The organism is Acetobacterium sp. UBA5834, from assembly GCF_002435675.1.
GTDB classification, from domain to species: domain Bacteria; phylum Bacillota; class Clostridia; order Eubacteriales; family Eubacteriaceae; genus Acetobacterium; species Acetobacterium wieringae.
The window spans coordinates 18,867-35,048 of record NZ_DJGY01000032.1; the positions used below are offsets into that span (position 1 = coordinate 18,867).

Annotated in this window: 17 protein-coding genes, 5 tRNA genes and 1 riboswitch; of the genes, 1 reads left to right on the forward strand and 21 read right to left on the reverse strand. The window is 45.6% G+C overall.

The genetic code is table 11. The features are described 5' to 3' along the window. Nucleotides 1-19: 19 nt before the first annotated feature. Nucleotides 20-1,645, reverse strand: a complete 1,626-nt coding sequence (locus tag B3F51_RS06945) for a sensor histidine kinase (RefSeq protein WP_286946264.1) — start codon at nt 1,643-1,645, stop codon at nt 20-22. Then, a complete protein-coding gene (locus B3F51_RS06950; protein ID WP_286946266.1) occupies nt 1,642-2,313 on the reverse strand; it encodes a response regulator transcription factor in 672 nt (223 codons plus the stop codon). Before B3F51_RS06950 ends, B3F51_RS06945 begins: the two co-directional genes overlap by 4 nt. 188 nt (nt 2,314-2,501) lie before the next feature. Between B3F51_RS06950 and B3F51_RS06955 the strand changes: the two genes are divergently transcribed. Continuing rightward, nucleotides 2,502-2,792: a hypothetical protein gene (locus tag B3F51_RS06955; RefSeq protein ID WP_148636959.1), complete on the forward strand. Its 291-nt coding sequence runs from the start codon at nt 2,502-2,504 to the stop codon at nt 2,790-2,792. 60 nt (nt 2,793-2,852) lie between these two features. Here B3F51_RS06955 and B3F51_RS06960 read toward each other — a convergent pair whose 3' ends face one another. The 19 genes from B3F51_RS06960 to gatA all read right to left on the reverse strand — a co-directional run. Then, nucleotides 2,853-4,268, reverse strand: a complete 1,416-nt coding sequence (locus B3F51_RS06960) for an alanine/glycine:cation symporter family protein (RefSeq protein WP_228880805.1) — start codon at nt 4,266-4,268, stop codon at nt 2,853-2,855. 44 nt (nt 4,269-4,312) lie between these two features. Continuing rightward, nucleotides 4,313-4,430: riboswitch (glycine riboswitch) on the reverse strand. Between the two features lie 132 nt (nt 4,431-4,562). Then, on the reverse strand, nt 4,563-5,375 hold the full coding sequence (locus B3F51_RS06965) for a MetQ/NlpA family ABC transporter substrate-binding protein (protein ID WP_148636957.1): 813 nt from the start codon (nt 5,373-5,375) through the stop codon (nt 4,563-4,565). A gap of 109 nt (nt 5,376-5,484) precedes the next feature. Next, a complete protein-coding gene (locus B3F51_RS06970) occupies nt 5,485-6,144 on the reverse strand; it encodes a methionine ABC transporter permease (protein WP_070371545.1) in 660 nt (219 codons plus the stop codon). After that, nucleotides 6,134-7,075, reverse strand: a complete 942-nt coding sequence (locus B3F51_RS06975; RefSeq protein WP_410171686.1) for a methionine ABC transporter ATP-binding protein — start codon at nt 7,073-7,075, stop codon at nt 6,134-6,136. Before B3F51_RS06975 ends, B3F51_RS06970 begins: the two co-directional genes overlap by 11 nt. A 362-nt stretch (nt 7,076-7,437) precedes the next feature. Beyond that, nucleotides 7,438-7,806: a YccF domain-containing protein gene (locus B3F51_RS06980; protein ID WP_070371547.1), complete on the reverse strand. Its 369-nt coding sequence runs from the start codon at nt 7,804-7,806 to the stop codon at nt 7,438-7,440. Between the two features lie 19 nt (nt 7,807-7,825). Further along, nucleotides 7,826-8,368, reverse strand: a complete 543-nt coding sequence (gene msrA, locus B3F51_RS06985) for a peptide-methionine (S)-S-oxide reductase MsrA (protein ID WP_175440947.1) — start codon at nt 8,366-8,368, stop codon at nt 7,826-7,828. A gap of 1 nt (nt 8,369) precedes the next feature. Next, nucleotides 8,370-9,110 carry an alpha/beta fold hydrolase gene (locus tag B3F51_RS06990; protein WP_286946271.1) on the reverse strand — a complete coding sequence of 247 codons (741 nt, stop codon included), beginning with the start codon at nt 9,108-9,110 and terminating at the stop codon, nt 8,370-8,372. Between the two features lie 135 nt (nt 9,111-9,245). Further along, nucleotides 9,246-9,321 (reverse strand) — tRNA-Lys (locus B3F51_RS06995). A gap of 85 nt (nt 9,322-9,406) precedes the next feature. Next, a tRNA-Gln gene (locus B3F51_RS07000) sits at nt 9,407-9,483 on the reverse strand. A 25-nt stretch (nt 9,484-9,508) separates the two neighbouring features. Then, nucleotides 9,509-9,585: transfer RNA gene (locus B3F51_RS07005), tRNA-His, on the reverse strand. 25 nt (nt 9,586-9,610) lie between these two features. Next, nucleotides 9,611-9,687, reverse strand: a tRNA-Arg gene (locus tag B3F51_RS07010). A gap of 19 nt (nt 9,688-9,706) precedes the next feature. Further along, a tRNA-Gly gene (locus tag B3F51_RS07015) sits at nt 9,707-9,780 on the reverse strand. A 121-nt stretch (nt 9,781-9,901) separates the two neighbouring features. Beyond that, nucleotides 9,902-10,684 (reverse strand): ABC transporter permease, encoded by a 783-nt coding sequence (locus B3F51_RS07020; protein ID WP_228880816.1) that lies wholly within the window; start codon nt 10,682-10,684, stop codon nt 9,902-9,904. 8 nt (nt 10,685-10,692) lie between these two features. After that, nucleotides 10,693-11,598, reverse strand: a complete 906-nt coding sequence (locus B3F51_RS07025; RefSeq protein ID WP_070371550.1) for an ABC transporter ATP-binding protein — start codon at nt 11,596-11,598, stop codon at nt 10,693-10,695. A 26-nt stretch (nt 11,599-11,624) separates the two neighbouring features. Next, nucleotides 11,625-12,110, reverse strand: coding sequence for a metallophosphoesterase family protein (locus tag B3F51_RS07030; protein WP_070371551.1), 486 nt, complete (start codon nt 12,108-12,110; stop codon nt 11,625-11,627). 56 nt (nt 12,111-12,166) lie between these two features. After that, the gene (gene rdgB, locus B3F51_RS07035; protein ID WP_286946273.1) at nt 12,167-12,766 is read right to left on the reverse strand and encodes an RdgB/HAM1 family non-canonical purine NTP pyrophosphatase; all 600 of its coding nucleotides are present in this window, start codon (nt 12,764-12,766) and stop codon (nt 12,167-12,169) included. 13 nt (nt 12,767-12,779) lie between these two features. Then, a complete protein-coding gene (rph, locus tag B3F51_RS07040) occupies nt 12,780-13,538 on the reverse strand; it encodes a ribonuclease PH (protein WP_286946275.1) in 759 nt (252 codons plus the stop codon). A gap of 106 nt (nt 13,539-13,644) precedes the next feature. Then, nucleotides 13,645-15,081, reverse strand: coding sequence for an Asp-tRNA(Asn)/Glu-tRNA(Gln) amidotransferase subunit GatB (gatB, locus tag B3F51_RS07045; RefSeq protein WP_286946277.1), 1,437 nt, complete (start codon nt 15,079-15,081; stop codon nt 13,645-13,647). Nucleotides 15,082-15,084: 3 nt separating this feature from the next. Further along, nucleotides 15,085-16,182: Asp-tRNA(Asn)/Glu-tRNA(Gln) amidotransferase subunit GatA (gatA, locus tag B3F51_RS07050; protein ID WP_286946279.1), on the reverse strand; the 1,098-nt coding region annotated here is incomplete at its 5' end.

The following is a 16,182-nucleotide window of genomic DNA, read 5'->3' on the forward strand; positions in this document are numbered from 1 at the left end:
AATTCTATTTTTGAAGTTTTTATAGTGGCAGCCGCACTTCAAACCACACCCCCTTATCCCGGTTATCCACAGCCACCTTGCCACCATGACAGATTATGATGCCTTTGACGATAGCCAGACCCAAACCAGTGCCTTTTTTATCCGACTGCGCCTTATAAAAGTACTCCCAGATCTGATTGATCTCATTTTGTGGAATCGACTTACCCACATTATAAACAGAAACAATCCACTCATTTCCCTGGGTTTCGCAACTTACTTGAATCAACCCATCGGCCGGACTGACATGTTTAATGGCATTGTTCAAAAGATTGTAAAAAACCTGCTCCATCCGTTTACGATCGATGCTAAGTTTTTGTTGGGGTTCACAGCGATTATTAAAGACGATATTTTTTTCCGGATAGGTGTTTACAAATCGCTGAACGACCGAAGCGATGACCTCACCTCCGAACACCGCTTCCTTCTTGAGCTGATAGGCACCGGACTCAATTTGGGCCAGATCCAGCAGATCGCTGGCGATACCACTGATTTTATCGGCTTCCTTCTGAATCGTCACAAAATATTCCTGTTCTTCCTCACGATTCTCCAGAATCCCGTCTTCCAGAGCTTCGGCATAGCTTTTGATCACTGCCAGAGGGGTTTGGATCTCATGGGACACTTGGGCAGTAAAACGCTGTCGCATTTTTTCAAAGGTTCGCTCCTTATTGAGTTCTTCCTGGAGCTTTAGAATTGCCTCTTCCAGTTCATCCGAGATATGATTCAAGGTTTTACCCAACTGGCCAATCTCATCCTTCCTGGTGCCCTGATATTTCTTTGTAAAATTAAGATTGCCCATTTCCCGGGAAAGCTGATTTAACGAAACAATCGGTCGCGAAATACCCCGAGAGAAAAAATAGGCAAAGAGCAACGAGCAGGCAAAAACGATCATTAAAAATACCAGCAGAAAATTTTCCACAATCTCAATGACCTCATGAACCGAATAAAGGGGAATTCGTCCGATGATCTGAGCACCATCGGCAGCGACGACCTTATGGGTCAGCCACTCAACCTGATGCTCATCACTTCCCAATACAATTACAAAGCTTTCCTCATGCTGATGTGCCTTGACCTGATTTTCGATACTGTTCTGTTGCCCAGCTCCAGCCCCATGTTCTGCTCCGCTGCCAGCACCACTCCCAGATCCTGAGCCATTCCCGGATCCGCCACCAGCACCTTCGCCTGCTTCATTGCCCTCACCCTTGTGTTCGCCACCAGCGGCCAGACGTTTCGTTTCAACAACAGTCAGCCCTGAGCCTTCGCTTTGATCCATGCCATCCAATGCTTGACGCATCGCCACTATTTCGATGCTCCCATTTTCCGGCGAAACATTTCCCGAAGACGTTTCTTCTGTCACGGTTTGTTGTTTAATAATCTGAATGACAATTCCTTCTTCTTCGGCGACATCAATATACGCTTGCAGTTCCGGGGTTAACCCCCCTTGGTTGTACATTGCAGCAGCCTGACTCGTTTTGTCAATTAAAACCGCCGTTCTTTTCTCGGTATAATAGACTTCAAAATAGGAACCAAGCACATAATAGGTCAGCAAACACAAGACCAGAAAAAAAGCCCCCAGATAGAGCATCAATCGTGAAAATATCGAAGATCTCATTCCTTAAACTTGTATCCCAACCCTCTGACGGTTTGTATACATTCTCCTTTTTTATTCATTTTTTTACGCAACCGCTTAATGGTGGTATCAACTACCCGGATATCACCTTCGTAATCATAGCCCCAGACCCGATCCAGAATCTGTTCACGGGATAAGACCAACTGATTATGATTGATAAAAAAGGTCAGCACCTCAAATTCTTTCTGAGTCAGGTTAATGATTTCATCATCAATGATCAGTTGCCGTTCTTCTGCATTTAAATGCACTCCGCAGACATCGAGCTGGTTGTCGGTAGTGACGACTCCACTGCGTTTTAATAAGGCTTTGATGCGCACCATCAACTCCCGGGGACTAAACGGTTTCGTCACATAGTCATCGGCACCGACTTCAAAGCCCTGGATTTTATCATCCTCTTCTCTACGGGCCGTCAGCATGATTACCGGGACATTATCGGTTTCTCTGATTTCTGCCAGCACCTCAAAACCGTCAAGCTTGGGCATGGTCACATCCAGAATGATGCAATCCGGTTTTTTTTCAGCCCATAAATCCAGAGCTTCTTCTCCATCGGCTGCACCGAAGCCTTGATAGCCTTCTTTATTTAAATATTTCAAAACGATTTCCCGTAGCTTATCTTCATCTTCTGCCACCAGAATGCGAATCCCCTTCATTCACATGCCCTCCCTTTTCTATTTATTTATAAAAGTTTACCCAATTACTATGACAATACTGTGTCAGTATGAACCATTTAATTATTTTTATTTTATCACATGAATTTTATTTTTGACACAGTATTGACATATATCCGTCATATAATACAAACAACAACAGAACACACTAAAAAAACGGAGGAATTTCAATGAAAACAAAACTTATTTTAGTCGGATCCCTGGCCTTAATGCTGGCTACCGCTGGTAGCGCTCTGGCAGCTCCAAACCACGGCGCTGGTACTGGTGCCTGCAATGGTTTGACCGAACAGCAACGGATTGAACGTCAAGCCAGCCATGATACCAATGGCGACGGCATCTGCGACAACGAAAATTGCACCCAGGACGGCACGGCCCACCAATACGGCAATGGTGATGGCACCTGTGACGGCACCCAACCTCAAGACGGCACTGGCATGCATCATGGCGGCAGAACCCGCTAATAAGCCCATTTTAAAATGCCCAATGAAAGCGCGCTTTCATTGGGCATTTTTTAGGTTATACTATTCCACTTCTTTGTTCTTAAGCTTTTTAACATAGACCCGGGTTTCGGCAACAACCACCCCACTTAATGCCATCAAGGCAATCAGATTGGGCAATGCCATCAACCCATTAAAAATGTCTGCAATCGTCCAAACCGCTGAAACGGTCATAAACGGTCCGATAAAGACCGCCAGAATATACAAATAGCGATAGGTTAACACAGCCTTCATTTTTCCATTTGACAGATATTCCAGACAACGTTCGCCGTAATAATTCCAGCCCAAAATGGTGGTAAAAGCAAAGAATACCAGACAGATCATCAGCAAAAACGAGCTAACTTCCGGAGCAAAAGGCAATCCTACCTGAAACGCATTGGTTGTCACCGCCACCCCTTCCAGCCCGATGTTCCATGATCCAGTTAAGACAATCGCCAATCCCGTCATGGTACAAACCACGATGGTATCTAAAAAGGTTCCGGTCATCGAAACCAGCCCCTGCCGCACCGGTTCATTGGTTTTTGCTGCAGCAGCGGCAATCGGAGCGCTACCAAGACCCGCCTCATTCGAGAAGATCCCCCGAGCAATCCCTTTTTGCATAGCAACCAGCACGGCGCCTAAGGCCCCACCGGCCACTGCCCGGAAACCAAAGGCACTGGCGACAATTTCAGTAATGGCCGCCGGTATCAATCCGGCATTAGTAATTAAAATAATCGCACAACACAATACATAAATAACAATCATAAAGGGGACAATAATCTGAGAAACATTGGCAATCCGCTTAAGCCCCCCAATTACCACCAGTCCCACAAAAATCGTAACAATGGTTCCGGTAATCACCACACTCCAGGAATATTCCATGCCTAGAAGGTTGACTGTCCATTGATTATTGGGATCAAAAAAATTATTGGCCGCACTGGCAATCCCATTCACCTGAGTGAAGGTTCCAATTCCCAAAAGACCAACCCCGGCACCAAAAAAGGCAAAGACTTTTGCCAACCAGCGCCATTTTATGCCCATCCCATTTTCGATATAATAAAAAGGTCCGCCCAGGACATGTCCATCCGGTTCAATAACCCGATATTTAATGGCCAGAACTCCTTCGGCGAATTTGGTCGCCATCCCAAACAAGGCGGCAATCCACATCCAAAACAAGGCTCCCGGTCCTCCGGCGACAATCGCAGTGGCAACACCTACAATATTTCCGGTTCCAACGGTTGCTGAGAGGGCTGTACACAGGGCTCCAAAACTGGTTACCTCGCCTTCGCCCCCTTCTTCATTCTTCACCATGTACTTCAGCGCTTTGGGTAAATAGCGGATCTGAAGTCCGTGCAGGCGGATGGTCAAAAAAATCCCCACCGCCAGAATCAGCACAATCAATGGCACACCCCATACGAGGTCGTCAAACCATACTAAAAATTCATTAAATTGTTGAAACATTTTGTTCCTCCTTCTCTTAATTGTGAAGAGGGAGAACAACACCAATGGGTTGCTCTGTCCTTTTGCCTGAGAGATAGCCTGAAATGTTCAGTCGTTGCCAGACTGATCTTTCCAGGGGTACACCTTCGGCGCTCATCTTTGAGACTCTCCAGAGTGCTGCGATTTTACGACAGCGTTAAAATAATATCACAATTCATTTAACGAGTGCAAGATTATTTTAAAAATCAATCCCATCCTGGTTTTTAAACAAAAAAAGAAACGCCTCAAATTGAGACGCTTCCCGGATATTTTGACTTAAGACATTGGTACCACGGCACCCTGATAATTGCTTTCGATAAAGCTGATGACTTTTTCGCTTTGCAGTGCTTTCATCAGTGCCAACGTTTTTTCACTTTTTTCATCGCCGGCTCGAACGGCAACAATATTTGCATAGGTCTGAGCTGCCAGGGAATCTTTTTCTTCTTTGGCAATGGCATCGGTACCGGCGTTTAATCCAGCTTCAATGGCGTAATTGCCATTAATGACGGCTAAATCAACATCTGGCAGTGATCGGGCCAGCTGTGCTGCTTCCAGTTCTTTAAAGACAATGTTTTTCGGGTTTTCGATAACATCTTTTGGTGTTGCTTCCAGGCCAGCATTGGGATCAACCTTGATCAAACCAATGGTTTCCAGCAACAGCAGCGCCCGGGCTTCGTTAGTGGTATCATTGGGAATGGCAATGGTCGCACCGCTGGCAATTGCATCCAGAGTCTTAATTTTACCCGGGTATAAACCCAATGGCTCATAGTGAACCACGCCTGCACTCACCAGTTTGGTGTTGTTTTTTACATTAAAGTCTTCCAGGTAGGGGAGGTGTTGGAAAAAGTTGGCATCCAACTCTTTATTCTGTAGTGTTAAATTGGGTTGGACATAATCGGTAAATTCTTTGATTTCAAGAGTATACCCATCTTCTTTTAACACGTCGCTGGCAATCGCCAGAATTTCTGCATGGGGTGCTGGACTGGCCCCAACAACGATGGTTTTTTCATCTGTTCCCTTTGCTGAACAGCCGGTAAATAGGGCCAAACCAAGAACACTAATTAATAATACTGAACCTAATTTCTTCATGATCTTCTCCTTTTCATTTCTTTTCATATAATCCCTAGTTGATTAATATGTAATATAGCACGAAGTTCCTCCGCTGTCAACCATAATCAGCTGCTGATCATCGAACGCGTTATTTTCGGCGATCCTGTTTCTGGGCAATTTTCATCCCCACTTCCTGGAACAGCTGAACAATTAAAACCAGCAGCACCACGGTAATCACCATCATCCCGGTTTCATAGCGATAGTAACCAAAACGAATGGCGATGTCCCCCAGACCGCCGCCACCAACAATCCCAGCCATCGCTGAATAGCCTAAAATAGTGGTCGTAGCAATCGCCGCCCCAATAATCAAGGAAGGTTTTGCTTCGGGGATCATCACCTTGGTCACCACTTGTATCGGGCTGGCCCCCATTGACAAAGAGGCCTCAATAATGCCATAATCCACCTCTTTAATGGACGACTCCACTAGCCGGGCAATAAACGGAGCTGCGGCAATCACCAGCGGGACAATCGTAGCCGTAGATCCGATAGTGGTTCCGGTGATCATCCGAGTCAGGGGAATCACCGCTATCAGTAAAATCAAAAACGGAATCGATCGAGTAATATTAACAACAATATTAAGCACCTGGTTGACTACCTTCATCGGCACAATCCCCTCGGAATCGCTGGTGACCAGCAAAACACCCATGGGTAATCCGATTAGATAGGCCAAGAGTGTTGAGGCCAAGGTCATATAGAGGGTTTCCAACGTTCCCTGAGCAATGAGGCCAGTCATTGAACTATCCCACATGAGCGCTCACCTCCTCAACAGTAATTTGATGTGAACGCAGATAATTAATGGCCCGGGCCGCACTCAGCTCATCCTCAGGCAATTGAATAACCATTTGTCCAAAAGCGAAGCCATCGATATTTTTCATATCAGCATGGAGAATATTCACCAGGCATTTTGTTTCCAGAACCATTTTTGCCATCACCGAGTCACTGGATGATTTTTCGTCAAATACGACCCGATAGGTGTTCTTACCCATTACTACCGAACCCTGATCGCCCTCGGAAAAAATCATTTTTTTTGCAATATCGGTTTTCGGATTCCGGAAAATGTCTTCAACTTCGCCATCTTCGGCAATCTGACTTTTATCGATGATCGCCACATGGCTACAGATCTGCTCCACCACACTCATTTCATGGGTGATGATCACAATCGTGATCCCCAATTTATGATTAATTTCTTTTAACAGCTTAAGAATTGAATTGGTGGTCGAGGGATCCAGAGCCGAGGTGGCCTCATCACACAGCAAAATTTTGGGATTATTGGCCAACGCCCGGGCGATGGCAATCCGTTGCTTTTGACCTCCGGACAACTGCGCCGGATAGGCCTTGGCTTTATCGGGCAGGCCCACCAGTTCTAACAATTCAGCCGCTCTTTTTTTTGCCGTTTCTTTATCCACTCCGGCAATTTCCAGGGGAAAAAGAATGTTTTTCTCGGCAGTGCGTTGCATCAGCAAATTAAATTGCTGAAAAATCATGCCCACTGAATAACGCACCGTTCTTAGTTCTTTTTCAGTTATTTTCGAAATATCCTGTCCATCAATGAAAACGCTACCACTGGTGGGCTTTTCAAGAAGATTGATACAACGAACCAGGGTGCTTTTGCCAGCCCCACTCATACCAATAATCCCATAAATATCGCCCTGGTTAATGCTTAGATTGATACCATCCAAAGCCTTTACTTCGCCACTTTTGGGACGAAAGGTTTTCCCCAGATCCTTTATTTCAATGATGGGTTTCAGAGACGTCTTTTCTGTTTCGATGTTCCTTACCCTCCTACACTCAATAAATTTATTGTTTTAATGAACTTAACACCAATCAGGCATTCCCGCTTTGTTTAGCTATTTGACAACGTTTCAAACTGTCCGCCACTATCTGACAGTAATCCCATCAATCATTTTGTCTAATACACATTGCCGTTGCCGATCTTCACAATGACATAAGTCCTATTAAAAACAGTGGGTTAAAACACACCCACCGTTTATTATAGTCTCGATTTGATTTTCTTGTCAAGCCAAATAGCGCAATCCCTACCTTAAATATCGGTAATTTGTGCGCCAAAGGGAAACAATGCCAGTTTGGCAAACTTAAACCATTGCAGACCAAACGGGATTCCAATTAAGGTAATGCAATAGATAATCCCCAGAATCGCCGATGCCGCTGCCAGCCCCCAACCAAAAATCAATATCCATAAAATATTCAGGATCACCGAACCCGTTCCCATCTGTGAATAATCGACCGTTTTTCCAAATGGCCAGAATACCAACTGCGCCATTTTAAAGGCTTGCAACCCCAGAGGAATCCCAATAATCGTGATGCAGCAAAGAATTCCGGCTAAAAACCAACCAATTGCCATAATCAGGCCCCCAAAAATAATCCAGATAATATTCCCAATAATACTCATACTAGTCTCTTTTCATTTTTTATTTTATGGATGGATCCCGAGCGACTGCAGCCTTTTTAAACTCACGATTGCCAATATGACAATACCCGCCGGGATTCTTTATTAGATACTCCTGGTGATAGCCTTCTGCTGCGCTATAGTTCTCCAGCGGCAGCACTTCGATGGCCAGCGGCACCCCATATTCCATCCTTAATGCCTGAACCGACGCTAAGATCACCGCTTCATCGGCAGGATCCGAATAATAAATACCCGTACGATACTGAATTCCCACATCGTTCCCCTGACGATTCACGGCAACCGGATCGATGACTTCAAAATACATACTCAACAAAAATGGTAGGCTGATCACCTGATTGTCATAGGTGACCTTAACTACCTCAGCATGCCCGGTGTTGTGATGACAGACATCCTCGTAGGTGGGATTTTGGGTTTTGCCATTGGCATAACCGACCTCGGTTTTGATGACTCCCCTAATGGCTTTAAAATACATTTCCGTTCCCCAGAAACAGCCGCCAGCCAAGGTGATTTCTCTGACATTATTATTCAAATTTTCTCTTATCATATCAGTTTCCTTTCCAGATTTCCATAATTTTTTCGACCGTGATCACTTGCTGTTCAGCCTGGGTGATCGATGCTGTACCATCGCCAGCCTGCAATCCATAATTGCCAAAGCCACTGTGATTGCCCCCAGCAATTTCATAATAGCTGGCTTCCCGCGGCATCTTATCCCGGCCTTTAGCCAGACCCTGCTGATCAATAATCTGATCGGCACTGCCATAGAGACTTAGTACCGGATGACTGCTTTGAGTCAGCGATTCATTGGGATATGCACCTAAGAGCACCAACCCGGATACCTGATCTTCATGTTCAGCCAGATAGTCCGAGGCCATCGCCCCACCCAGGGAGTGCCCAACCATCACCCAATTCTCAATTTCCGGTATGGTTTCCATTACCGCATCAGCTCCATTTATATTAAACACCGCCAGATTAAAGGGCATGCCGACAATCACTGCCGGATAGCCTTGTTCTGCTAGTGCCCTTACTAACGGAGCATAGGCGATGTCTTCCACCTTACCGCCGGGATAAAAAATAAAGCCTGTTTCATCCTGACCTGCTGTTGGCATAAATATCGTCAGATTACCTTCCTCTCGAACATTCACCTGATCACTTGAAATCAGGGCATCATGAGCCGTTTGATCGGCATGATAGTAATCCCCCAAATACGTCAATATCCCAATAACCAAAGCTACCAATACGATTCCAAGTATTTTTACAATTTTTTTTGCGGTTTTTCTTTCTTTCATCGCTGCTCCTTAGTGATGTTGGCTGTTGCTTCTGATCTCACTTTTATACCCCAACCCATTATAAAACAACCATTTCGTCATTTTAATTTTTCAAAAAATAAAAAAACCGCAATCGCTGCGGTTCTGTTTTTTAAATGGTGACCCATGGGCGACTTGAACGCCCGACACCCTGATTAAAAGTCAGATGCTCTACCAACTGAGCTAATGGGTCAGATAGATTAATTAATATTTATTTGTCTTCAAACGACTGAGTTAATGGGTCAGATGCTGTTTTTCTTTTCTCTGCTTAATAAAAATGGCAGGGGTAGCAGGACTCGAACCTACGAAATGCCAGAATCAAAATCTGGTGCCTTACCAACTTGGCTATACCCCTATAAAAATAATAACGATATAAAAAATGGGGTGGATAATGGGACTCGAACCCACAACATCCAGAACCACAATCTGGCGCTCTAACCGATTGAACTATACCCACCACGATATAAAAACAAACTAAAAAATGGTGCGCCTGAAGGGATTCGAACCCCTGGCACACGGCTTAGAAGGCCGTTGCTCTATCCTACTGAGCTACAGGCGCTCAATCCTTTTCGCAAAAATGGAGCGGGTGAAGGGAATCGAACCCTCGCGACTGGCTTGGAAGGCCAGGGCTCTACCACTGAGCTACACCCGCATTGCCTCTCTTAGAGACAAGTGTTAGTATACTTGAAATAGGCAGTGTTGTCAACTCTTTTTTAATTATTTTTTCTTTTTATGGGCTCTCAAAACCAGGTCAGTCTGAACCGCAACAAGGCTTAGACGATTTTAATTCCAACACCTTTTTTGAAGATATAGGCCGCAATTAAAAATGAACTGATCAGCAATCCCATTGTCAAAAGAACATGCATCACGATATTACCCTCACAGACGCCGATATAGGCGTATCGGGAAACATTAACCAGCGGAAAGATCGGGTTGAGATAGATTAGATTGGCCAGAAATCCCGGTAGTTTGGAAACCTCAAAAAAGACCCCTCCTAAATAGGTAAGTGGCGTGATAATAATTGCCAAAGCAAAATTCATCTTTTCAAAATTATCTAAAACAAGACCGGCAATTAAACCCACCGAAGCAAACACAAAGGACGTTGCCGTCAGTGAGAGAACAAAAAAGATTGGATATGCAACTTCATAGCCCACGAAAAATATCGTCGCCACATAAGTCAGGATCCCCACCAGCACCCCGCGAAACATTCCACCAAAGACAAAAGCCAGAATTTTTTCTGCCAGTGAGATGGGATAGCTGTTTAGATCCTGAATGGTGTTTTGAAATTTCTGTGAGATCATTGAAAAAGCGGGATTTTGAAAGGCCGCAAAAATTGCTCCCATCGTCGCTAAACCGGGAACCAGAAAATTGAGATAGCTAATTCCATCAATCCCAACTTCTCTGGTTTGCAGCATTCCCCCGAAGATCAGCATATATAATATATTCGAAATCAGTGGCGCCAGTACTGTCTGTACCGGAACCTTCATAAACCGATGGATTTCTTTATTTAAGAGGGTTGCAAATCCAACTCTGTTATAAAAAACTCTACTTTTCATTTGCCCTCCTAATGTTTAATGATATTTAAATAAATATCTTCCAGTTTTGGTCTTTCGACCACCAGATTGGTGAATTCCAAGTTTTTCTCCGATAGTTGCCTAAAGACTTTGGACAAGTCTTTTTTTGAGGCTTTCAGCTGCAGCCTGGTTTTATCTTCAATATGCGGATGATAGTCACTTAAAAAATCAAAGTCAGCCAGATTAAGCGCCTGATCAAAGTGAACCTCGATGATTGACTCCCGGGAAAAGGCATCCATCAGTTCTTCTTTGGGTTCATCAGCAATAATTTTCCCGCCATCAATAATCACAATCCGCTTGCACAGCTTTTCAGCTTCTTCAATATAGTGGGTGGTCAGGATGATCGTGGTTCCGGACTGATGCAGCTTAACCAGAAAATCATATAAGGTATGGCGCATTTCAATATCAACACCCGCTGTTGGCTCATCGAGAATCAGGATTTTGGGCTTATGAACCAGCGCCTTGGCAATCAGAAACCGTCTGCGCATTCCCCCGGACAGATCCCGAATGCGGGCACTACGTTTTTCGGTTAAGTACAAGGCCTCCAGAACTTCATCGATATAGGCCTTGTTGTTTTTGATCCCAAAGTAACCGGATTGTTTTTTTAAGGCTTCATCAACAGTAAATACAAAATCATAGCCCGTATCCTGGGGGACGATGCCGATAATTTTTTTTGTTTCCAGTTCCTTCTTATCAAGATCGTAACCACCGATGCTGACACTCCCCTGGGTCTTTTTCACATTACCGGCCAGGATATTGATCAAGGTGCTTTTACCCGCCCCATTTTGTCCCAGCAGGGCGGTGAATTCCCCTTCAGCAATTTCTAAATTGATGTTTTTTAAAGCCTCTTTTTTTCCCTTTTGATAGGTCATTGATACATCTCTTACACTGAGCATCGCTTGCCTCCTTTTCCCTGCTACAATCAATCATTCCAAAGCGGGATGATTTTTGCCTCGATTTCCCCTTTTTCTATGGTAATCAGCCCATAGCTTGCGGGATCATCCAAGCGGGGTGCCCCTACCGAACCGGGGTTCATCAGCAACACCTGGCCATCATCTTCAATGTAAGCGTGGTGGGTATGTCCATAGAGAATCACTTGCGCACTCTTTTCCAACCCGGCATAGTATAGATGATGCAGATCATTCTTGACCCCGTGTTTATGACCATGACAGGCAAACACTCTAAACCCACCTAATGTGGTTTCCAGTGACATACTACCCTGATCAGCAAACGAGTCCAAGTTGCCCTTTAAGATGTGAACGGGGGCGTTCGTGATCGTTCGCAGATACAGCGCATCTTCCACATAATCCCCCAAATGGATAATCACATCCACCGGACCCATTTCCTCAACAGCCTGTTTTACAGCTTTCAGATTGCCGTGGCTATCGCTCATTACGCCAATTTTCATTTTATCCCCCATCCCTTAGTCTTTTCGTACAAATAAAAATCCCCATTGCCCGTTTTTTATCGTGCCTGATTCAGCAGTTCCCGGGCCTTTTGAATGGCAAGGGCACGATGACTGAGGCGGTTTTTTTCTTCCTTGCTCATGTCACCGTAGCAACGTCCGGATGCTTCATGAATGAACAGCGGATCATAGCCAAATCCCCCGCTGCCGCAATAGTCACTGGCAATTTTTCCCCGAACCAGTCCTTCACAGGTCAACTCCCGACCATCCGGCAAAATCATTGCGATCACGGTGATAAAAGCTGCCCCGCGTTTTTCTTCCGGCACATCGGCTATTTCTTTCAGGAGTTTTTCATTATTGTCAGCATAGCTGACATTGTCGCCAGCATAACGGGCCGAATAGATGCCCGGGGCTCCATTTAGGCAGTCTACCGACAAACCAGAGTCGTCCCCCATAATGATCAGATCTTTGCCCTGAACATAGGGCTGCAAGGCCCGAACCTTGATCAATGCGTTCGCTTCAAAGGTCAGGCCGTCTTCAATAATATCCAGATCAATCCCCATATCCGTCATTGTCATGACTTCAAAATCATCGCCCAGCATCGCTTTCAACTCATTGGCCTTATCCTGATTTCCAGTCGCTAACAGTATCGTTCTCATGATTATTTACCCGTTAATCCTGTAATGTATCTTTCTGGAAAGCGATAATTTCTTTGATACTCGCTTCGCCCAGTTCTAATAGTTTTTGCAGTTCTTCCTTTTTAAAGGGCCGTTCTTCACCGGTGCCCTGTATTTCGATGATTTCACCCGCTTCAGTCATCACCATATTCATATCGACCTCGGCATGTGAATCTTCTTCATAACACAGATCAACAATGGCTTCGCCCTGATAAATTCCGACACTGGTGGCTGCAACATAATTGGTAATCGGCATTTCGGCAATTTTTCCGGCTGCGATCAACCCTGACAAGGCATCATGAAGGGCCAGAAATGCGCCGGTAATTGCTGCCGTCCGGGTTCCGCCGTCGGCCTGAATCACATCGCAGTCAATCCAGATGGTTCGTTCCCCCAGTAGCGTCTGGTCGATGACAGATCGTAGACTTCGACCGATTAAGCGCTGAATTTCCATGGTTCGGCCATCGATTTTGCCCCGATTCCGATCCCGGCTTTTGCGGGTATTGGTTGATGCCGGAAGCATTTCATACTCAGCAGTAACCCAGCCTTTCTTCTGGCCTTTTAAAAACGGCGGCACCTTGTCTTCAACCATCGCAGTGCATATGACCTTGGTATCGCCGACTTCAATCAGCACTGATCCCTGGGCATTTTTTATAAAGTGTCGGGTGACTCTGATTGGTCTTAATTCGTGGGCTTCCCGGCCGTCAATCCGTTGATTGATCGCCTCTGTTGCTTTTATTTCTTCACTATTTTCCATATCTTACCTTTTTCTGTTTCTTATTTTTTAAGGGATTACTGCAAAGATGCAATAATCCCTTAGTTAAAAATTCTTGTTCTTTAATACTATTCGGTGTTACCGCATCCTAAGCCAGATGTTTGGCAACGACCGCTCGAATAATTTCGTTGGCAACCTGGGCATTGGCTTTTCCTTTGGTGGCCTTCATCACCTGTCCGGTTAAAAAGCCGTACGCCTTTTCGTTACCAGCCCCGATATCTTCGACCGATTTGGGATTATCGGCAACAATTTTTTCGATGATGGCTTCCAGTTCGCCGGTATCACTCATCTGTGCCAGTCCCTGTTCTTTGACGATATCTCCAGCATTTTTACCGGAAATAAACATTTCTTTTAAAACTTCTTTACCGCTGGTTCCGCTGATGACCTTATCCTTAACCAGTTTCAAAAGTTCCACCAGTTGCGCCGGGGTAATGGTGATAGTTTCCATGCTTTGTTCATTTTCTTTTAAAAGCGGCGGAATTTCCACCATCATCCAGTTGGAAATCTGTTTGGGTTCGTTATATAGCGCCACCGCTTCTTCAAAGAAGCGGGCGGTAACACCAGTGGTTGTCAATACCCCGGCATCGTATTCCGGCAGTTTATATTCTTCTACATAACGCTGTTTTTTAGCTTCCGGCAATTCCGGCAGTTCACTTTTAATTTTTTCGATATATGACGGTTCCAGCACAATCGGGACCAGATCCGGTTCCGGAAAATAGCGATAATCGTGCGCTTCTTCCTTGCTTCGAAGCGATGAGGAAACCCCTTTGGCATCATCCCATTTACGGGTTTCCTGGATGATTTCCCGACCTTTTTTGAGCTCGATGATCTGGCGTTTGCTTTCATATTGAACCGCTCGAATCAGTGCCCGGAAGGAGTTGAGGTTTTTCATTTCGGTTCGGGTTCCCAACACTTCGGAGCCTTTTTCCCGAATTGACAAATTCACGTCAAAACGCATCGAGCCCTGTTCCATCTTACAGTCAGAAACGCCGGTATATTCCAGAATATTCCGAACCTTTTCGGCAAAGGCCCGGGCTTCCTCGGCACTGCGCAAATCCGGCTCGGTGACGATCTCAATCAGTGGGACGCCACAACGGTTGACATCCAACAGGGTTCCATCGGCCGATTCGTGCAGCAGCTTACCGGCATCTTCTTCGATATGGATGCGGGTAATGCCGATATCTTTTTTAACCCCGTCTACCTCAATGCCGACTGCACCACCAGTACAGATCGGTAAATCAAATTGCGAGGTTTGATAGGCTTTGGGCAAATCCGGATAGAAATAGTTTTTTCGGTCCATCTTGCTAAAATGAGCAATTTCGCAATTAAGCGCCAGACCGGCCCGGGTCGCATATTCGACCACTTTTTCATTGAGTACCGGCAAGACTCCCGGCATCCCCAAACACACCGGACAGGTATGGGTATTTTCATCCTGGCCAAACTCGGTTGGACACGAACAGAATATCTTTGTTTTTGTGCCCAACTCCACATGGATTTCCATTCCAATGACAATTTCATATTCCATGATTTAGACCTCCGTTCCCAATGGTGCTTTTAAATTCGTCAGACCGGATTCCTGCTCAAAGGCCCATGCGGCTTTTAACAGCGTCTCTTCGCTTAAAATCGGCCCCAACAGCTGCATCCCAATCGGCATCCCGTTATTGTCCAGGCCACAGGGAATTGAAACCCCGGGAATCCCGGCAATATTAACCGGTACGGTATAAATATCGGTCAGATACATCTCCAGCGGATTGCTGGTTTTTTCGCCAATACCAAAAGCAGTGGTCGGAGCAGTTGGGGTCAGCAGCACATCGCAACCACCAAAGACCTGATCAAAGTCAGCTTTGATGATGGTTCGCACCTGCATGGCTTTTTTATAATAGGCGTCATAATAACCAGAACTGAGGGCATAGGTCCCCAGCATGATCCGTCGTTTTACCTCGTCGCCAAAACCCTGGCTTCGGGTTTTTTTGTAAAGATCAACCAGATCGCTGTATTCTTCGGCCCGGAAACCATAACGAATACCGTCATAACGAGCCAGGTTGGAGCTGGCTTCAGCCGAGGAAATCATATAGTAGGCGGACAAGGCATAGTCCAGATGCTGAAAAGACACATCGACAATTTCGGCCCCCAGGGTTTTATAGATGGCAATGGCCTCTTCCAGACTTTTGCGGACTTCCGGTTGCAGACCTTCGCCGAAAAATTCTTTGGCCACGCCAATTTTTAACCCCTTAACCCCTTGTTTGAGGTTTTGGGTATAATCGATTTTTCCCAGATTGAGAGAGGTGGAATCCTTGGCATCATGACCAACAATGGCGTTCAGCACCAGGGCGCAGTCTTCGACATCCTTGGTGAACGGTCCAATTTGATCCAGTGATGAGGCAAAGGCTACCAGACCATAACGGGAGACCAGACCATAGGTTGGTTTCATCCCCACTACTCCGCAAAAAGCTGCCGGCTGACGGATCGATCCACCGGTGTCTGATCCCAATGTGTAAAAGGCTGTGTCGGCTGCCACGGCAACGGCTGATCCGCCGCTGGAACCGCCGGGCACCTTGTTTAAATTCCAGGGATTACGGGTCTTTTTGTAAGCTGAGTTTTCGGTGGAAGAACCCATGGCAAACTC

Bases quoted from the DNA above. Each gene is read 5' to 3' on its own strand.
- B3F51_RS06945 (WP_286946264.1), bottom strand. From the start codon at position 1,645: ATGAGATCTTCGATATTTTCACGATTGATGCTCTATCTGGGGGCTTTT.
- B3F51_RS06950 (WP_286946266.1), bottom strand. From the start codon at position 2,313: ATGAAGGGGATTCGCATTCTGGTGGCAGAAGATGAAGATAAGCTACGG.
- B3F51_RS06955 (WP_148636959.1), top strand. From the start codon at position 2,502: ATGAAAACAAAACTTATTTTAGTCGGATCCCTGGCCTTAATGCTGGCT.
- B3F51_RS06960 (WP_228880805.1), bottom strand. From the start codon at position 4,268: ATGTTTCAACAATTTAATGAATTTTTAGTATGGTTTGACGACCTCGTA.
- B3F51_RS06965 (WP_148636957.1), bottom strand. From the start codon at position 5,375: ATGAAGAAATTAGGTTCAGTATTATTAATTAGTGTTCTTGGTTTGGCC.
- B3F51_RS06970 (WP_070371545.1), bottom strand. From the start codon at position 6,144: ATGTGGGATAGTTCAATGACTGGCCTCATTGCTCAGGGAACGTTGGAA.
- B3F51_RS06980 (WP_070371547.1), bottom strand. From the start codon at position 7,806: ATGAGTATTATTGGGAATATTATCTGGATTATTTTTGGGGGCCTGATT.
- msrA (WP_175440947.1), bottom strand. From the start codon at position 8,368: ATGATAAGAGAAAATTTGAATAATAATGTCAGAGAAATCACCTTGGCT.
- B3F51_RS06990 (WP_286946271.1), bottom strand. From the start codon at position 9,110: ATGAAAGAAAGAAAAACCGCAAAAAAAATTGTAAAAATACTTGGAATC.
- B3F51_RS07020 (WP_228880816.1), bottom strand. From the start codon at position 10,684: ATGAAAAGTAGAGTTTTTTATAACAGAGTTGGATTTGCAACCCTCTTA.
- B3F51_RS07025 (WP_070371550.1), bottom strand. From the start codon at position 11,598: ATGCTCAGTGTAAGAGATGTATCAATGACCTATCAAAAGGGAAAAAAA.
- B3F51_RS07030 (WP_070371551.1), bottom strand. From the start codon at position 12,110: ATGAAAATTGGCGTAATGAGCGATAGCCACGGCAATCTGAAAGCTGTA.
- rdgB (WP_286946273.1), bottom strand. From the start codon at position 12,766: ATGAGAACGATACTGTTAGCGACTGGAAATCAGGATAAGGCCAATGAG.
- rph (WP_286946275.1), bottom strand. From the start codon at position 13,538: ATGGAAAATAGTGAAGAAATAAAAGCAACAGAGGCGATCAATCAACGG.
- gatB (WP_286946277.1), bottom strand. From the start codon at position 15,081: ATGGAATATGAAATTGTCATTGGAATGGAAATCCATGTGGAGTTGGGC.